This is a genomic window from Bacteroides cellulosilyticus, assembly GCF_020091405.1.
In the GTDB taxonomy this organism is placed as follows: Bacteria; Bacteroidota; Bacteroidia; order Bacteroidales; family Bacteroidaceae; genus Bacteroides.
In genome coordinates this window covers 4,637,561-4,653,068 of record NZ_CP081903.1, presented here as the reverse complement: position 1 = coordinate 4,653,068, position 15,508 = coordinate 4,637,561, and the positions used below count along the sequence as shown (strand labels likewise).

The 15,508-nt window shown below is 45.8% G+C and carries 13 protein-coding genes; 2 read left to right on the top strand and 11 right to left on the bottom strand.

Annotated features, from left to right (window positions below; all coding sequences use genetic code 11):
• Positions 1–11: 11 nt before the first annotated feature.
• Positions 12–662: a hypothetical protein gene (locus tag K6V21_RS17465; RefSeq protein WP_224319378.1), complete on the bottom strand. Its 651-nt coding sequence runs from the start codon at positions 660–662 to the stop codon at positions 12–14.
• Between the two features lie 533 nt (positions 663–1,195).
• Between K6V21_RS17465 and K6V21_RS17460 the strand changes: the two genes are divergently transcribed.
• Both K6V21_RS17460 and K6V21_RS17455 read left to right on the top strand, forming a co-directional pair.
• Positions 1,196–2,953, top strand: a complete 1,758-nt coding sequence (locus K6V21_RS17460; RefSeq protein ID WP_224319377.1) for an AAA family ATPase — start codon at positions 1,196–1,198, stop codon at positions 2,951–2,953.
• 141 nt (positions 2,954–3,094) lie between these two features.
• Complete coding sequence (locus K6V21_RS17455) at positions 3,095–3,316, top strand: dephospho-CoA kinase (RefSeq protein ID WP_224319376.1); 222 nt, start codon at positions 3,095–3,097, stop codon at positions 3,314–3,316.
• A gap of 211 nt (positions 3,317–3,527) precedes the next feature.
• Here the strand turns inward: K6V21_RS17455 and K6V21_RS17450 are convergent, their stop codons facing one another.
• The 10 genes from K6V21_RS17450 to K6V21_RS17405 all read right to left on the bottom strand — a co-directional run bounded on the left by K6V21_RS17450 (position 3,528) and on the right by K6V21_RS17405 (position 15,466).
• Positions 3,528–3,821 (bottom strand): hypothetical protein, encoded by a 294-nt coding sequence (locus tag K6V21_RS17450; RefSeq protein ID WP_224319375.1) that lies wholly within the window; start codon positions 3,819–3,821, stop codon positions 3,528–3,530.
• A gap of 147 nt (positions 3,822–3,968) precedes the next feature.
• Positions 3,969–5,987: a fimbrillin family protein gene (locus K6V21_RS17445; protein WP_224319374.1), complete on the bottom strand. Its 2,019-nt coding sequence runs from the start codon at positions 5,985–5,987 to the stop codon at positions 3,969–3,971.
• Positions 5,988–5,998: 11 nt separating this feature from the next.
• The gene (locus K6V21_RS17440) at positions 5,999–7,684 is read right to left on the bottom strand and encodes a fimbrillin family protein (protein WP_224319373.1); all 1,686 of its coding nucleotides are present in this window, start codon (positions 7,682–7,684) and stop codon (positions 5,999–6,001) included.
• 406 nt (positions 7,685–8,090) lie between these two features.
• A complete protein-coding gene (locus K6V21_RS17435; protein WP_224319372.1) occupies positions 8,091–8,975 on the bottom strand; it encodes an Rpn family recombination-promoting nuclease/putative transposase in 885 nt (294 codons plus the stop codon).
• 517 nt (positions 8,976–9,492) lie between these two features.
• Positions 9,493–10,653, bottom strand: a complete 1,161-nt coding sequence (locus tag K6V21_RS17430; protein ID WP_224319371.1) for a fimbrillin family protein — start codon at positions 10,651–10,653, stop codon at positions 9,493–9,495.
• Positions 10,654–10,723: 70 nt separating this feature from the next.
• On the bottom strand, positions 10,724–11,746 hold the full coding sequence (locus tag K6V21_RS17425) for a DUF5119 domain-containing protein (RefSeq protein WP_224319370.1): 1,023 nt from the start codon (positions 11,744–11,746) through the stop codon (positions 10,724–10,726).
• A gap of 40 nt (positions 11,747–11,786) precedes the next feature.
• On the bottom strand, positions 11,787–12,158 hold the full coding sequence (locus tag K6V21_RS17420; RefSeq protein WP_224319369.1) for a hypothetical protein: 372 nt from the start codon (positions 12,156–12,158) through the stop codon (positions 11,787–11,789).
• A 64-nt stretch (positions 12,159–12,222) separates the two neighbouring features.
• Complete coding sequence (locus K6V21_RS17415; RefSeq protein ID WP_224319368.1) at positions 12,223–13,518, bottom strand: DUF3575 domain-containing protein; 1,296 nt, start codon at positions 13,516–13,518, stop codon at positions 12,223–12,225.
• 483 nt (positions 13,519–14,001) lie between these two features.
• A complete protein-coding gene (locus K6V21_RS17410; RefSeq protein ID WP_224319367.1) occupies positions 14,002–14,985 on the bottom strand; it encodes a tyrosine-type recombinase/integrase in 984 nt (327 codons plus the stop codon).
• Positions 14,986–15,166: 181 nt separating this feature from the next.
• Positions 15,167–15,466: a hypothetical protein gene (locus K6V21_RS17405; protein ID WP_224319366.1), complete on the bottom strand. Its 300-nt coding sequence runs from the start codon at positions 15,464–15,466 to the stop codon at positions 15,167–15,169.
• Positions 15,467–15,508 lie beyond the last annotated feature (42 nt).

The following is a 15,508-nucleotide window of genomic DNA, read 5'->3' as shown; positions in this document are numbered from 1 at the left end:
TTTTTTCATTTTCAGTTCGTAAAATCTTCATTAAAAATCTTGAGATCCAGATATTTGGCCGCACTCCGGCAATAGCGTATATCACTCAGGCTATAATAGTAGTCTTCTATGCGTTCAAGGGCAAGTTTCCGCTCACGGGTAGAAAGCTTTTTCCACAACTTCCCAACCAACGCCTTGCTCTCTATGCGTATGTGCGTCACTTCGCCATACTTGTCAATAAACCGTTCAAAGACTTCATCCACCTTCTTCTCTACCTTCTTTTTTTCACCGGAATTGCCCGTCCAGGCATCATAGCCCGGAATGCGGATATGACTGAGGCAGTCGCCCGGTACTTTTTCTACAAGCCCTTGGGCAATGCAGCGTTCAAAGAAGCGTCGGACATGTCCTCTCCTCCACCCCAGAATGTCCGCCCAACCCATAAAAGAGATAACGGATTCCCCCCGGGCACAGGTCACTTCCACCCCATTACACCATGCCACCTTTGTCTTGTAATTCACGTGGGTCAATACTCTCAGGAATGCCTCTTCGTCACCATTCGCCGCCCCCTGCTTTTCACACATACTCATCAGCAACGCCCTTGAAACCATGACGTAGCCTACACGCAACCAATTATTTTCCATTATCAGATAAACTCTACAAATTAACACTTTTTTCTGCGCCATATCCCTAACGCCGTTTGCGCCACCCCTTTTCACTGATATTCAATGAAGCGCAAGCACCCTTGCGCCACGCTTGCGCCAGCAAATGGACATAACATAATTATATTAGAAGAAATGATATACTAAAGTATATCTATCAGAACAGATGATGTGTTTGAGTCAAACAGATGATGCATCGGGCCCCAACGCATGATGCGTTTGCCCCGAACAGATGATGCGTTTTCCTTTACCGTTTACCTTAATCAATTTTTCTTTCTTTTTCATTGTTCAGTTGTTTACTTATTTACACTTCAAATAAAAACATACAATATACTCTTATTCTGTATTACAGCGCAAAATTAGGAAGTATCATTCAAAGCGCAATAGCAAATATTTGCACCAACATAAATATAAACATCACTAAATAAAATCATTGCAGGTATATAGGTGATTTTTAATAGTGAGTAATTTCAAAGATAATGCACCATCCCTACAAAAACTTTTGTTATCTTTGTATCGTTAATAACGACAACAGATTAAAAACAGGAGGATAGAATATGGACCCACTGAAATACATAGTACCCGGCAGGAAACGTATCCCTTACGGCATGATGAACTTCGCAGATATACGCCTCGACAATTATTATTATGTAGACAAGACCCATTTTATTCCTGCGATAGAGCAGGCGGACCGATTCTTTTTCTTCATCCGCCCCCGCCGCTTCGGGAAAAGCTTGACGCTTAACCTGCTGAGACAATATTATGATGTGCGTACCCGTGACAAATTCGACGCCCTATTCGGAGACCTCTACATCGGGCAACACCCCACCCCCAGCCGCAATAGCTATCTGGTGCTCTACCTCAACTTCTCCGGCATCACCGGCGAACTGAATAATTATCGCAAAGGGCTGGATGCACATTGCCAAATCCGCTTCGACTACTTCTGCGAAGTCTATGCCGACCTGCTGCCGCAAGGCATCAAAGAGAAATTGGATGAAATGGACGGAGCTACCAATCAACTGGACTACTTGGTTTCAGAGTGCGAGCGTGCCGGGCGGGATATTTATCTCTTCATTGACGAATATGACCACTTCACCAACGCCATCCTCGCCGACCCCGAAAGCCTGCACCGCTATACCAACGAGACGCATGGCGAAGGTTATCTGCGCGCTTTCTTCAATAAAGTAAAGGCTGGAACGGATTCCAGCATCAAGCGTTGCTTCATCACCGGCGTAAGCCCCGTGACGATGGACGACCTCACCAGCGGATTCAACATAGGTACCAATTATTCCCTCACGCCGAAATTCAACCAGATGATGGGATTCACGGAAGAAGAGGTGCGCGAGATGCTGACCTATTATTCTACCACCAGCCCCTTTCGCCATACCATCGACGAGTTGATAGAGATAATGAAGCCGTGGTATGACAACTACTGCTTTGCACAGGAAAGCTACGGTGGAACCACGATGTACAACTCCAACATGGTGCTCTATTTCGTGAAAAACTATATTGACAATGGCAAAGCGCCGTTAAATATGATAGAAAGCAACATCCGCATCGACTACGAGAAGCTGCGCATGCTCATCCGCAAGGACAAGGAGTTTGCCCACGATGCTTCCGTCATACAGACTCTCGTGAGCCAAGGCTTCATCACCGGAGAACTAAAAGAAGGATTTCCCGCCTCCGGCATCACCAATCCCGATAACTTCGTGAGCCTGCTCTACTATTTCGGCATGCTCACCATCAGCGGGATGCACGAAGGAAAGACAAAACTAACCATCCCTAATCTGGTGGTTCAAGAACAACTCTATACTTACTTGCTGAATACTTACAATGATGCAGACCTGAGTTTCAGCAGTTACGAAAAAAGCGAACTGGCGAGCCGTCTCGCTTATCGGGGAGACTGGAAAGCTTACTTCGACTACATCGCCGACTGCCTGAAGACGTATGCCTCGCAGCGCGACAAGCAGAAAGGTGAGTTCTTCGTCCACGGCTTCACCCTTGCCATGACCGCTCAGAACCGCTTCTACCGTCCCGTCTCCGAACAGGACACGCAGGCGGGCTATGTCGATATTTTCCTCTGCCCGATGCTGGAGATCTACTCCGACATGGCGCACAGTTATATTGTGGAGTTGAAGTATGCCAAGTATCGTGACCCCGAAAACCGTGTGGAGGAACTACGTCAAGAAGCCATCGCCCAGGCCAACCGCTATGCTGATACGGATACGGTGAAACGTGCCGTAGGCACTACCCAGCTGCATAAGATTGTGGTGGTATATAAGGGGATGGAAATGAGGGTATGCGAGGAAGTGTAAGAGATACTCAGTAAATCATCATTTCATTCAAATCCAACATATCAAAGAGCAATTTCTACCTCCTTATAATTTAGTCATAAAAACTTTTCCTATATTTGCGATGTTAATACTAACAATCGGATAAATATAGGAGATAATAATATGAAACTAACTAATCCTAATGCTGCTCAAATAGAAATGCTACATGCTATGGCGAGTATTGAGACCGAAGAGGAATTGTACGAATTAAAACAAGCACTTTCTAAGTTTTTTGCACACCGGGCACAAAAAGAGTTGGATAAACTTTGGGAAAACGGTACATTAGATCAACAAAAGCTTAATGAATTGCGTAAGCAACATCTCAGAACTCCCTACAAGCAATGAAACGCATTGTCGTACTGGATACGAATTGTTTGATACAGGCACTCCCTAGCCTAAGCCCTTATCACAAAATTTGGAACGATTTTGTGGAAGGAAAGTATCTCCTTTGTGTATCACTTAAATGAATTCATACAAGAACTGAATGAGAATCATTAAAAGATACTCTTTTCTTTCCGAAATCCCCCGTCTCCGGGGGAATAAAAACACGCACGCGTCAGCCTGCCTTATGCACAAACAGTAAATCCTCAACCAACAGATCGAAAGCTTGTTCACTGATGGCACCTTCGTGAAAATAGAAGTAATGGGTGAGCAAACGGCGCACCTGACGGATGCGGCACTCAGCGGTATAACCTTTCCACTCACCTACCCTCTTGCTGTCCAACGCCTGACGGATAACGGCTACATACGGAGCTATCAGACTGCGCACATCATCACCGGGACGAACCTGTATCTTCTCATTCGGCAAGATAATAGTCACTTCCGGATGGTCGGCACGAACTATACGCATGGCCTCCGTCCAGCGGAAGCCATCTGAAATTACGTCACGAGTAGTCTTTTTTTTGATGCATCTGTGGCATCGGGTGCCTGCTGCGCACCTCTTCTAAATCTTTTCATTGTTTGAATAAAAAATTAATTATTAATTGATTAATGAAGGCTATAAGCCTTCTTCTTCGTTCGGTTCCCATAGCAACTTGGGATATTTTCCCTGGCTGTAAGATTTCCAGTGTGCACTTCCCCAACCATTAGATGAATCAGTGCTATATACAGGCCATTTATTGTTGCCGTCATCAAAAAAGGCGTCATTGGTTGAAGATCCATTATTATTGGTACAATGCAGCTGAACACTTGGAATAGAAATTCCATAATTGTTTCTCGAATAACTATTATCTAATTCTCCAGTGAGACTTCCTATCGCATTATTGCTACCATTATCTATTATTTGCCCGGCATTATAGCAATATTCCATGACCAATGTTCTAACCAGACGGCTCAATATCCCGCCACAATGTCCATCACCGTTACGCGCATTACTTTTGGTTATTGTGCCAGTATTATAACAATACCTTATTTCCGTATCCATACCAGGATTACCCGGATCTATCTGGTTCCCCCAAGTAAGTCCTATAACACCGCCACCATATACATCTGCCGTGACATTTCCAGAGTTTTTACAATATTCGATGATGCAATGTCTACCTTCACCTATTACACCGCCGACATCGCCACCATTAGTTGATACAATAGTAGCCGCATTACTACATTTGAGGATTTTGCAACCGGACCTATCGCTTTTATTCACTATACCTCCAACTGATATACCACTAACTTTTATTTCTCCGGAAGCAAGATGCACATTTTGTATCGTCCCTCCACAATAGGAAAATATTCCTCCTCGTGTACTCTTCAGATTGCTAATCTTAAAACCCTTGCCATCATATAACAATCCACTTTTCACCGGTTTCCAATTGGCATACATATTTAAATCTATATCTTGGGTTTGTACATAGCACTCTGTTTCCGCCTCGACATTTTCCGTTCCCTCCTTTCCTACTCCCCTCAGCTGTGGCGGAGTTGTCACCCGATACGGATCAGCCTCCGTACCTGCCCCTTCCATGCCGCCTGCACTTAGCGGCAAGGTCACTGTCAAGGTGTTAGCATTTACTGTCAGATTGGTAGTGGTGGCAGAAACCAGCAATTGCTCTTTACTCTCCGCTTTTGCCAAATTATCGGTGATATAAACATCGAAGGAAGCGAGAGGTTCCGGAATTTTTCTCAGTCCATTCAATATATATTCGTTACTACTTCCACCGACCGCAGTTGCAGTATATGTATTTCCATTTACTATCACTTTTGAAACCGGGCCCAATGTGGTGGCTACATAACTTCCCGTATTCAACGTCATAGAGAAATTTTTGAAAGGAGCCGCAATGCGTGTATAGTTTCCTGCCTTAACATCGGCAGCCGCAAGGGATTTCTGATAAGCGTAGCGGTTGTCGGCAGGACCATAGTCAAATGCAACTTCAGCGTCTGCGCCGGGACGCACAAGATAGCGGTATATCCCATCCGGCATCTTCCAAGGAGCCATGCCATAAAACACAGGAGCAGGATCATACGGAGCATCCGAATTGCTCGTTTCATTAATCTGGATCTCTATCAAAGACATGGCATGCGTGAAAGAGAAAGCCAATGTGCCACCGTTAAGTGTACCTGCGCCTGTCATCAGGTCGGCGGAGGTATATTTAGCATAGTCGCTCTGGTCTGCCGGAGGGGTGAATGCGGAGGTTATTTCCGCAACGCTCTTCTTATCATTCATACTGCCGTTGTAAGGATAATAGGCATAGTAAGTAATGCCGGCGCCGTATACATGGATCTGATTGTTTGTATTGGCGGGTTGCCATGTTCCGGCAGCATTATACTTATAAGGAACATTGTTTTCCAGAATGACATTACCGGAGTTTTTTAAGGCGAAAACCCCTATTTGTTCCTCTCCCGTGAAGGAAGTTTGGTATCCGCTTTCTTGTGCGCGTGTATCTACTCTGCCACGAAAGCCGTTGAGCGTGACTTGCAAGGAGGCAATTGTCATTTCGGAAGTATCTTCTAACTCCGGGCTGCAAGACATAAACAGCGACACAAGAGGTGCCAATAAGATTATTTTTTCTGCGATTCTTTTCATTATATGTTATTTTAAAAAGTAAAAGCTGGATAAATCGGATGCCCGGCATCGCTTTGCGAATCGTCGAAAGCTCCGTTCTTGAAAATTGCAAAATAGCCATTACCTGTAACGTTATATGAACTTGTCCAAAGATTATCAAAATCCATATCATTATAACCAGCTATAGCCTTTCTACTTTTATTAATGACAGCCCTATTTTCATATGCATACTTGGTCTGTCCCGCCGACATCAAATACCAGCCACTGGTGAAAGCGGGTGCTGCAATGGCAGCATTAAAGATTTCCAGCGCCGCAAGCACCTGAAGGGGACTGGTACCCTTATCTGTACTAAGGGTTTGCGAATCTGAATAGCCGGTGAAAGCGGTTGCATTAGTAGAAACACTCCCTGTATCTCCGCCTCTTTTCACACCGGATGTTATATCCAGAGCTACGACATAGCCTTGTATTCTTATTTTTCCGTTTAGTCCCGTACCACTATATTTCGATATATTGTCTTCACGCTCTTCTCCCGTTTTACCATTGGCATATACGATGCCGATGCACGTTTTACCTGCCATCGGTGGTATACTGTATTGCAGTGCCGTCCCGTCGGTCAGCACACGATAGCCGCCATCACTCCAGGTTCCGTCGTTATAATAGTAATCTCCTGTTTTAATATCTTCTGCTTTATATCCTTCCGCTATCTCTCCACCCTTATCCATATTTACGTTTGTTCCGCTCCATACACTGATGCTACTTACCTCTGCCGTCACTGCATCCCTTGATATTTTCAGGTTATAGGTGATTGAAGTAGAAGGCAACCAGTCGGCCGGGGAAGGCAGCTCTAGGTCGGTCACAGTTCTTGTGTCTCCTACTCCATTCATCGTATAAGTGAAGCTAAGTGTGGCCTTTTCAGACGCAGCGCTCGTAGCGGCTACGGGCAACAAAAAGAAAGTTGCTATCTTTTGGGTAGCTCCGGCTGTTACGGTACTGGAAGAGGAAGGTAAGGTGGCGGCGCAGGATATGTCGTTTTCCGCTCCGGAGGCTATATTGCTCCATTGCATCCAGTCGGTAGCACCCACAGATGTGGGGGATTTGAAGGCCACCGTACCGGTTTTCTTGGTTTTGATGGAAAGGGAGTTGATGGTTACTCCCGTAAAACCACTTCCCGCCTCCACATTGATAACAACCCGTGTCAGTGCATGCTTGAAGGAGAAATTGACTGTACCGGCACCAGCTGTTTGGTTGAGCACAGGGGATGCCAACAGCAGGTCTGTCTGCTCTGCTTCCGTGGCTTTCACCTCGTAGGTGAATGAGGGATATCCTGCATCGGTGCTTCCCGGCAGTGTCAGTCCTGTGGCGTTATGCGGCGCATAAGCGAAGAAAGTAAGTTTATCGTTGCTGTTGGCAGGCCAGAACTTTATAGGGGTATACGTCCATGAGCTGCCAGCCTTCGTCACTTCCTGATTGTACATGAAGTTGGGAGTGGAAGATGCGGGGGTGAATTCACTTCCTTGCGTAAGGTAAGCCAACACTCCCAATGAGGGGAGGTTATTTTTATTATAGTCTGTTCCGCGCGTCTGCGCCTCTACCGCGGGAGAAAAACCGATGGGAACGGGGCCGGATGGCTCGTCGCTACCAGGGGATGCACTGCCTCCGCATGCCGAAAGGAAAAAGGGAAGCAACGCTAAAATCCATGTCCTAAATCTTACATTCATAATCTTACGTTTCTAAAAAATAAGGTCTACACGCTTTGAAGCATGCTGGAAACGAGAAGATTTATGATTTATGCAAATCAGGAGTTAAATTTGGCTCCTTCTTGTAGGGTTATGAATCAATTCACCACAGAGGACACAGAGAACGCAGAGTTTTTAGACTTCTAATTCAGAGATAATTATAACCTCTGTGCTCTCTGTGTCCTCTGTGGTGAAATAATTCCTTTCTTTTCCGATTTGAGTGAGATGATAATTTGTCTTTTTGAGGAGTTAACTCCTTTAACTCCTCACTTCGCCTCTCTAATAAGAAAAGTCCAATACACCAAAGAACAATAGTCCATTTGGCATATTGGAACAATCAAAACAGGCGGGTAAACATAACAATCAGACGTCAATGCCCGATGCTTTACTACAATAGTTCTATTTCTTTTATTGACAATCCTGTACATTGGGAGATCACTTCAAAAGAAACTCCTTGCTTTTTAAAATTGAAAGCTATGAGATGACGCTCCTCCGCTTTTCCTTTCTCCATACCTTTCTCCATACCTTTCTCCATACCTTCCGCCAGCCCTTCCGCCAGCCCTTTGCGTATCGCACTATTATACAGTGTTTTCTCTACACTGATAATATCCCAGAACTTTTCATATCCTGCCAACTGTGCATCCGTAAACGCTGATACTTCCAGGGCATCAACCGCCTTTTTCACTTCCGGATTCGCCATCAGTTCTTCCGGCACTTCGCGGGTATGTTCGTTGATTTCAGTCAGGTAACGCAGCCAGAGCACCTGCATCTTCTTTTCAGAGAACGTATGCGGGGTAAATTTGGGCAGTTCCACAAAAATCAGTTGAAGACCTTCAATCACTTTATCCGTATTCTCCACATGAATCATCTGATAATGGTGATAATAACCCTCCAGTTCCGGTTCAAAGACCTCATTGACCAGATTCAGTGAATACACAGGTTGTAGCAGTTCATACTCTTCGCCGGTGTTTATCTGGCGCACGTATGCCTTGGAAGCGTTGAACAATACGCGCTGTCTGAACTCGGGAGACCAGATCATCTGCATTTCCACCAGGAATTGCCGTCCTTGCTTGTCCTTGCAACGGACGTCGACGATGCTGTTCTTACGCAACGGGTTCTCGGGAACCATCTCCGAAGGAAGATATTCGATATCGGTGATTTCCTGATTGGCGGTCAAAGGAAGTAGAGCGTTCAGAAGGCTCATTACCAAATCGGGATGTTCGCCAAAGACCCGTTTGAAGGTCAAGTCGGCTCTGGGATTTAAGTATTTCATAATCAATTGCTGTTTAGTGAATAATTTTAAAAGGTGCTCCTAGACTCGCCAAAAAACGGAGTCTTACAGGGACTGTACAGAAGCACAAACAAAGGTAAGCATTATTTCCGTTACAGGTACAACGGATAACGTTTTTTGTTTCCTTTCTGTATAGTAATGAGTTTTCACCACAGAGTAACACAGAGTATCACAGAGTTCTATTCTTTTGATTTCAAATTGATTAAACTCTGTGATACTCTGTGTTACTCTGTGGTGAATTAATTCATAACCCTACAATCAAGAGCTAATTTCAACTCCTGACTCGCATTATTAGCTCATGCCTGCACAGTGTGGTTCAAAGATAATCAGATAATCATTATTTTCATAACTTTTCGTTTCCAGCATGTCAAAGAGCGCTGTGTTAACTTTTGGGGTTAACTGTGTGCCCGGACAAGGACATTCAACCTTGCCCAGGCTGGGGTTAGGGGAAAATTACGGCGGATTTGTAATTTGCCGAGGCAAAAACAAAAGACCGAGGTTAATTGACTGGTACGTCTTTACCTTCTTCAGGACTATCCCAATTAAAGTCCGATACATCCACCTTAATTTCATTCAACGTAATTGTAAACGTGAACTTATAGGCTTTGCCTTGTTTAAATACACCTGTTCCCAAATCCACCTCTTTGGTGTGAGAAGATTTTACAGACGCATCGGAAGAAGAAGCTGTAACGATGTCATAAGTAATTTCAGCTTTTACATCACTGGTTCCGCTGGTACCTGTTGTTCCGCCAATAGGAATGAAGAACAGATATTGGTTGTCAGTAAACAGGTTGGCGTCTGTTGAATTAATTTCAACGGCAGGCGTGGTATAGCCTTTCCAGTTAGGATCTGCCAGTTTCAGCACACCATTGGCAGAAGTTGCGGCAATGGCATAATCAGCTGTCAAATAATCATTTCCGGGAGACGTTGCCGGAAGTGTCCATGTGGCGTCATTCATATCAAAAGTGGCTTTCTTGGCAAGTTTCGTAGTATGTTTCAGTTTGATGCCGGTGATGTACACTTTGGTTTCGGCATTAGTAGCCACACTGGTCTTAGCATGCATTGCCACACGGGTAAGCGCGTGTTTAAATTCAAAAGTGACTTTGCCACCGGCCGTAGTACTCAGCTGGTCTTTCACATTCGATACCACCAAGTCCACCATATCCTTCTGATTATCCTGCAATGTAAATTCCAAAAGCGGGTCTTCCGAAGCTGTCGCATTGGTTATCTTTATGCCGTTTGCGCTTGGAGTTCCTGTGGCAGCGGTAGTAAAAGGAGCATAGCCGAAGAATGAAATTTTGTCCCTAGTGTTAGTAGGCCAGAATTTAACAGGAAGATATTTCCAACTGCCCGGCGCTCCGCTCTCCCAAGTAGCATGCACATTGTCCATAAAAAGACCTTTCGGATTGGTAGTGTTATAGTCCCCATCCGTCTGATACGCAAGAATACCGAAGCCTTTGCTATCCACCTTCAAACCGTTGGCGGTAACGCCATCCGTTGTTGAATTGTCCGTTACCAGCCCTTTTGTCTGCGTTCCCGTGTACACTCCAAATCCGATGGCACGGTTAGCGTCCGGATTTGTCTCTACAATCTCATTTTGCGAGCAACTTGCCATAGTCATGGCTGCTGCCGCTACTAAAAGTAAACTTTTCGTTTTCATAAATTGATACATATTTTAATTAATAAAAAAGAGTTTCATTGATAACTTCAGGTCTGTTCCGGCGGTCTGTTTATACCGGAACATCCACTTCTTCGTCTTCCCATTCATCCACATCCACATCGAAGCCCGAATCGGAACCGCCCTCAGGTTTCACATCGGGGAAAGTTTCGGGAACAGAGGCATCTATAGAAAGCGTAATGTTTCCGGCACTATCCGTTTCTTCTTCCACCATTATGTCCGTCAGCATTTGCTCCACCACCGTCTTGCCATCCACCAGCTGCGCTTTCAGCGCAATAGAATGTGACAGCGAGCGGTCGAAGCCGAATACATCAAGCTCTCCCGTCAGATGGCCGTCGGTGAACGAGCCTTCGGCAAAAACCGGATTGCCCACCGTGAACTGCTGGCCGCCCAATTCCTCCCCCGCATGCCCGTCGTGAAGGAAGACCGAAAGAGGCACTCCACCCAGCGTGCAACGTACCTCGCTTACATTGTGCAGACCTTTCACGTTCAGCGTCACCCGGATGTGCCGGGTAAGCGGCGTGGGCGTGAAGTGCATCCTGCATGCACCTTCGGGACAGACACCCCGTGCTGCCGGAGGGGCATAGTTGCCCAGCATGTCATCCGTCACTTCGAAGTTCCGAACCGTGCCCGATGCCAGTTTGTCGGGCGAAGAGATGATAACACGCGTATCGGCACGGGTCACCACTTCTTTAGCATACGCTTCGAGCGATTTCAGAGACTCCATTCCAGTAAACAGGAGGTTGCTGAAATCGGTGAACGAACGGTTAAAGAGTATGGCATCATAAGTCCCTCGCGGCAAACGCACGGTGGTACGTTCACGTTCGCCCGTCAATATCACGCGGGGCTCACTGCCATCCTGAGGGAAGATGACCAGCGTAGCACCGTCGTCTTTCTCTTCCGGCACTCCCGCATGGCTCCAATCGGCTGTTACTGTGATTTCGGCTTCCATATAGTAAGTCAGTTCGCGACGCTCACACGACGCAAAGAAGCACAAAAGCCACGACAGCGCAAAAAGCCACGGCAACGGTCGTATCCGGCTATAATGTCCCGACTTAAATACTGTATCTTTCATTCATCTGATTTTTTATCTTCCATTCATTCTTCCCGCCCGGTCAGCAGTCAACCAACTTTATCTCTGACAGATACAGGCGTGTCATATGGTTCACCACACCCAGCTTCGACGCCACACGCCCGTAACGGGAGTAGAAGGCCTCGGTGGTGGGATGGTTGCAGTTCAAATGCTCGCCGGTCGCTTCCAGTACATCCAGTAGTGAAATGTCGTTAAGCGGACGACACAGTTGGTAAGAGGTCTCTTTATCGACCGGAGCACCGGGGATGCGGTTCACTATTTTATGGCATTCCAGACGGGCAAGCATGACGGCAAGTTCGTCGGGGGTGATATGATAACTTTCTACGGCAAGCGCCTGATGGCCGGCGATGTCATGCAAGATAGCTATTGCTTTCTGGGTTTGTTGTGTAAGCATAGGACGTAGTGGTTTATAATGATCAGTAGTGATTTATAATGATTAATAATGGGGTTATGATGATTTATTTATTGCCAGCAGCTTTACGGCGCGTCAGCAACCATACGAGGGAAACCTTTACTTTCGTAGGCCCAAGCCAGGTATAATTTCCGTTTTCCTGCCAGAGCAGCGTCTGATAGTTGTCGCGGGCATGGTAATGACGGTAGTCGGTACGTAGCAGACCAATGCCAAGGCTGAACTCCAGGTGCAGGTTGCGGGCGATGCGACGTGCCCAGCCATAGCTCAATCCGGCAGCGATGAAAAACTCTCCCTGGTAGCCTTTCTCTTTCCATTGCAGGTCATACTTACCTCCACCCGCATACACTCCGAAGAAATGTCCGGTCAGCACCTCACGATTGGAACGTCTCCCCAACCAATAACGCCCTTCCAGTCCACCGGAAAGCACCTGAAGACAGTATTTATCACCATCCAGCCGCCACCAGGGGAACATATATTCGCCGTTCAGCGACCAGCGTTTACCGATGGGGAGTTCGATCTCTATGTTGGGCATTAAGGCAGCGTCGAACAACAGATTTGTTTTCAATGCAAACAAGGGGCGACGGTAAGCGCGAACGGACAGGGATGGCTGCCCATAATGAAACCATTGAAGAGGGTCAGTTCCACTCTCCTTCGTCATCCCTCCAAAAACACGCTCCTCTTCCTTTATCTTTCCCAAAAGGGCAATCCCCTTCACATCCTTCATCTGCACCGTGCAGACAGTAATATGAAGCCGGGGTAATATGCGGTCTTGGATATAAGTATAGGCATATCCGCAATTCAGCCGTTTCAGCAATTCCTTGCAACGGTTGAGGTCTTTTACATAATCCAGTATCATCAGGACTTCTTCCCGGTCGGGAACGGAGTCATCTTCTTCAATCATGCTGCGCAACCCTGCCCAATTCTCCCCCTGCGGGTCGGTAAGTATACGCTGATGCTCGATGGCCGGATATTTTTCGGAAAGGTAGTCTTTCACTGCATCCGCACGACGTTCAGCCAAACGGATATTGTGCGTCTTGTCACCTTCGGGAGAGGTATAAGCCGTGATGAAGACAGTGTCGATAAGTGAGGCGGCGGTATTGTTGGATAGCAGGACGTGAAAAGCACCAAGCGTCTTGCCGTTATCCATATAGTTGCTGTCTATCAGCGACCGGTCGAAACGGAAATATAGCAACAGGGATTCGCGGAAGAAACTGTCGCGTCGGCAAAGGAGTGTGTCCGCATCCATGTTCGCGTCCGTATCCGCTACTTTGCCTGCAAAAACGGAAGGCGGCAACAAAAAGAGCCAAATGCCGCAAATGATTATAAATACTTCTTTTTTCATAAGCAAGTGGAGCTCGCAATAAATCGCTTCATAGAATGGGCGACATATTCGGTAGTTTGTGTATAGAGTATTCGCATAGTAACTTCTTTTATTATTTCCATTACTTATCAAGTAACGGCTCAGCAAGCGGGGAATTACTTATCAAGTAACGGGAAGAACAGTCTTCCGGCATAAAAAGAAAAAGCGTTTTCTTACCAATTATTCTAATTTTACTTTAAAAGAAGCCTATTTTGCGACAAGTAAAGCAAATAGACGAAGAGTCCGTTTTTGAAGAATCAAAGATGGATAAAGCGATGTGTGCTTTTCAGTTTGCATCAAGAGCAATATGAGATGTTTTTAGTGTTTGTAAATAGATTAATGGATAAAATTTAAGTTATTGACGTGAAAAAAAGACTTTTTATTTTGGAGAATCAAAAATAATGTTCAATTTTGCAGGCACAAAGCTCCGTTACTTGATAAGTAATTCCCTTGCAATATATTGTTTCATAACATATTACAATTCATATCATTCCCCCATTTACCTTTTCTAACAGTAGAAATCAATTTACGATTAGCTTTATCCACTCTTTCATTTTCGAAGGGCTTCAGATAGGTTTCCGTCACGCGAACCGAAGAGTGTCCCAATGCCTGGCAAATGATTCCGATGGGCATTCCTATATGGTAGGCCAATGTGGCCCAGGTGTGCCGCGCAGTATAGGAACTGACTTTGATGCCGGGCAAAAGACGTTTTGCCAGTGCTTCCAACATCTTATTGAAATTCCGCAAGGCTTTCTGGTAGTGCCTGTACAAGGCGTCCTCCCCTTCCGGAGCATCATTCAATATAGGAAAAAGGTAGAGGGAGGCAGCGTCCTTATCCTTAAACTCTTTCAGTAAGGGCAAGGCTTCCCGGGGGATGCGCAACGTAATCTGTTTGCCCGTCTTGTGGCGGCGGTATACAATCCTGCCGTCGCGCACATCCCTCTTGCGAAGGTGGGCAAGGTCGATGAACGGCATGCCGCGCAGCAGGAACATCAGCAGGAAATAGGCTTGTGCGCGTTGCAATTCTTCGCAGGGCACGGCAAGACCTGTGTGCATCAGCCTGCCCATCTGTTCCTCAGTCAACGCACGTTTGGTCTGCGACTTCACCTTGGTATACACGTCATCGAAGAGTTTAGCATTGTGCTCCGGCGTACCGGGTGGGGACAACCGGTTATATACCGCCTGCAAGGTGCGCATATAGGTGGAAATAGTGTTCCAACTCAGCCGCCTTTGCAGCAGCCAGTCCTCATACGCTTTCAGGCGCCCGGGAGTGAACACGTCATTCACGGGCATCGCACCACAGGAAAACTTTGCAAAAGAGTGCAGGGTGCTGGTGTAGGTATGCACCGCAGGATACCTCCTGTCTTCTTTTAATTCGTCAATGACCTTCGTCATATACTGCGAAAGGTCCAGCCTTCCGTCATCTTTCTCAATCCTTTCTGTATTCATCACTTTTATCATTTAAAGTTGTACACTACGAAGTGAGTCCTGAGAACAGGAACCACAAGTGTAATGTTTGTGAATACAAAGTAAAGAAAGTGAGGGGAAGTGAGGGAAGGAGAAAGAAAAAGCGTGCAAACCTTATTATAGGTTTGCACGCTCAATATATATGGTTTTATGAGATAGCAGGTTACAGTGCGGCTATTTCATCCTCCGACAAGCCTGTGATTTTAGAAATAAATGTATAATCAGCTCCCTCAACTTTCATTCTACGAGCATTAGCAAGACGCACTTCTTGACGTCCTTCCTCAAATCCTTCTTGTTTTGCTGCCTCCAGTACACACAAATTAGTGCGATAAACATTCACACTATTCTCATAGCGTCTCCGCTCCTCTTTACTAAGAGAATCAACATCATAGCTATCAAGAACAGCTTTCATTTCAGCAAGTCCTTCCTTTGAATAAGGAAATGGTTCAAGTAATGTTGCCATATAAATTCTAAGATTAAGATATTCTACACCTAAATATAGAAT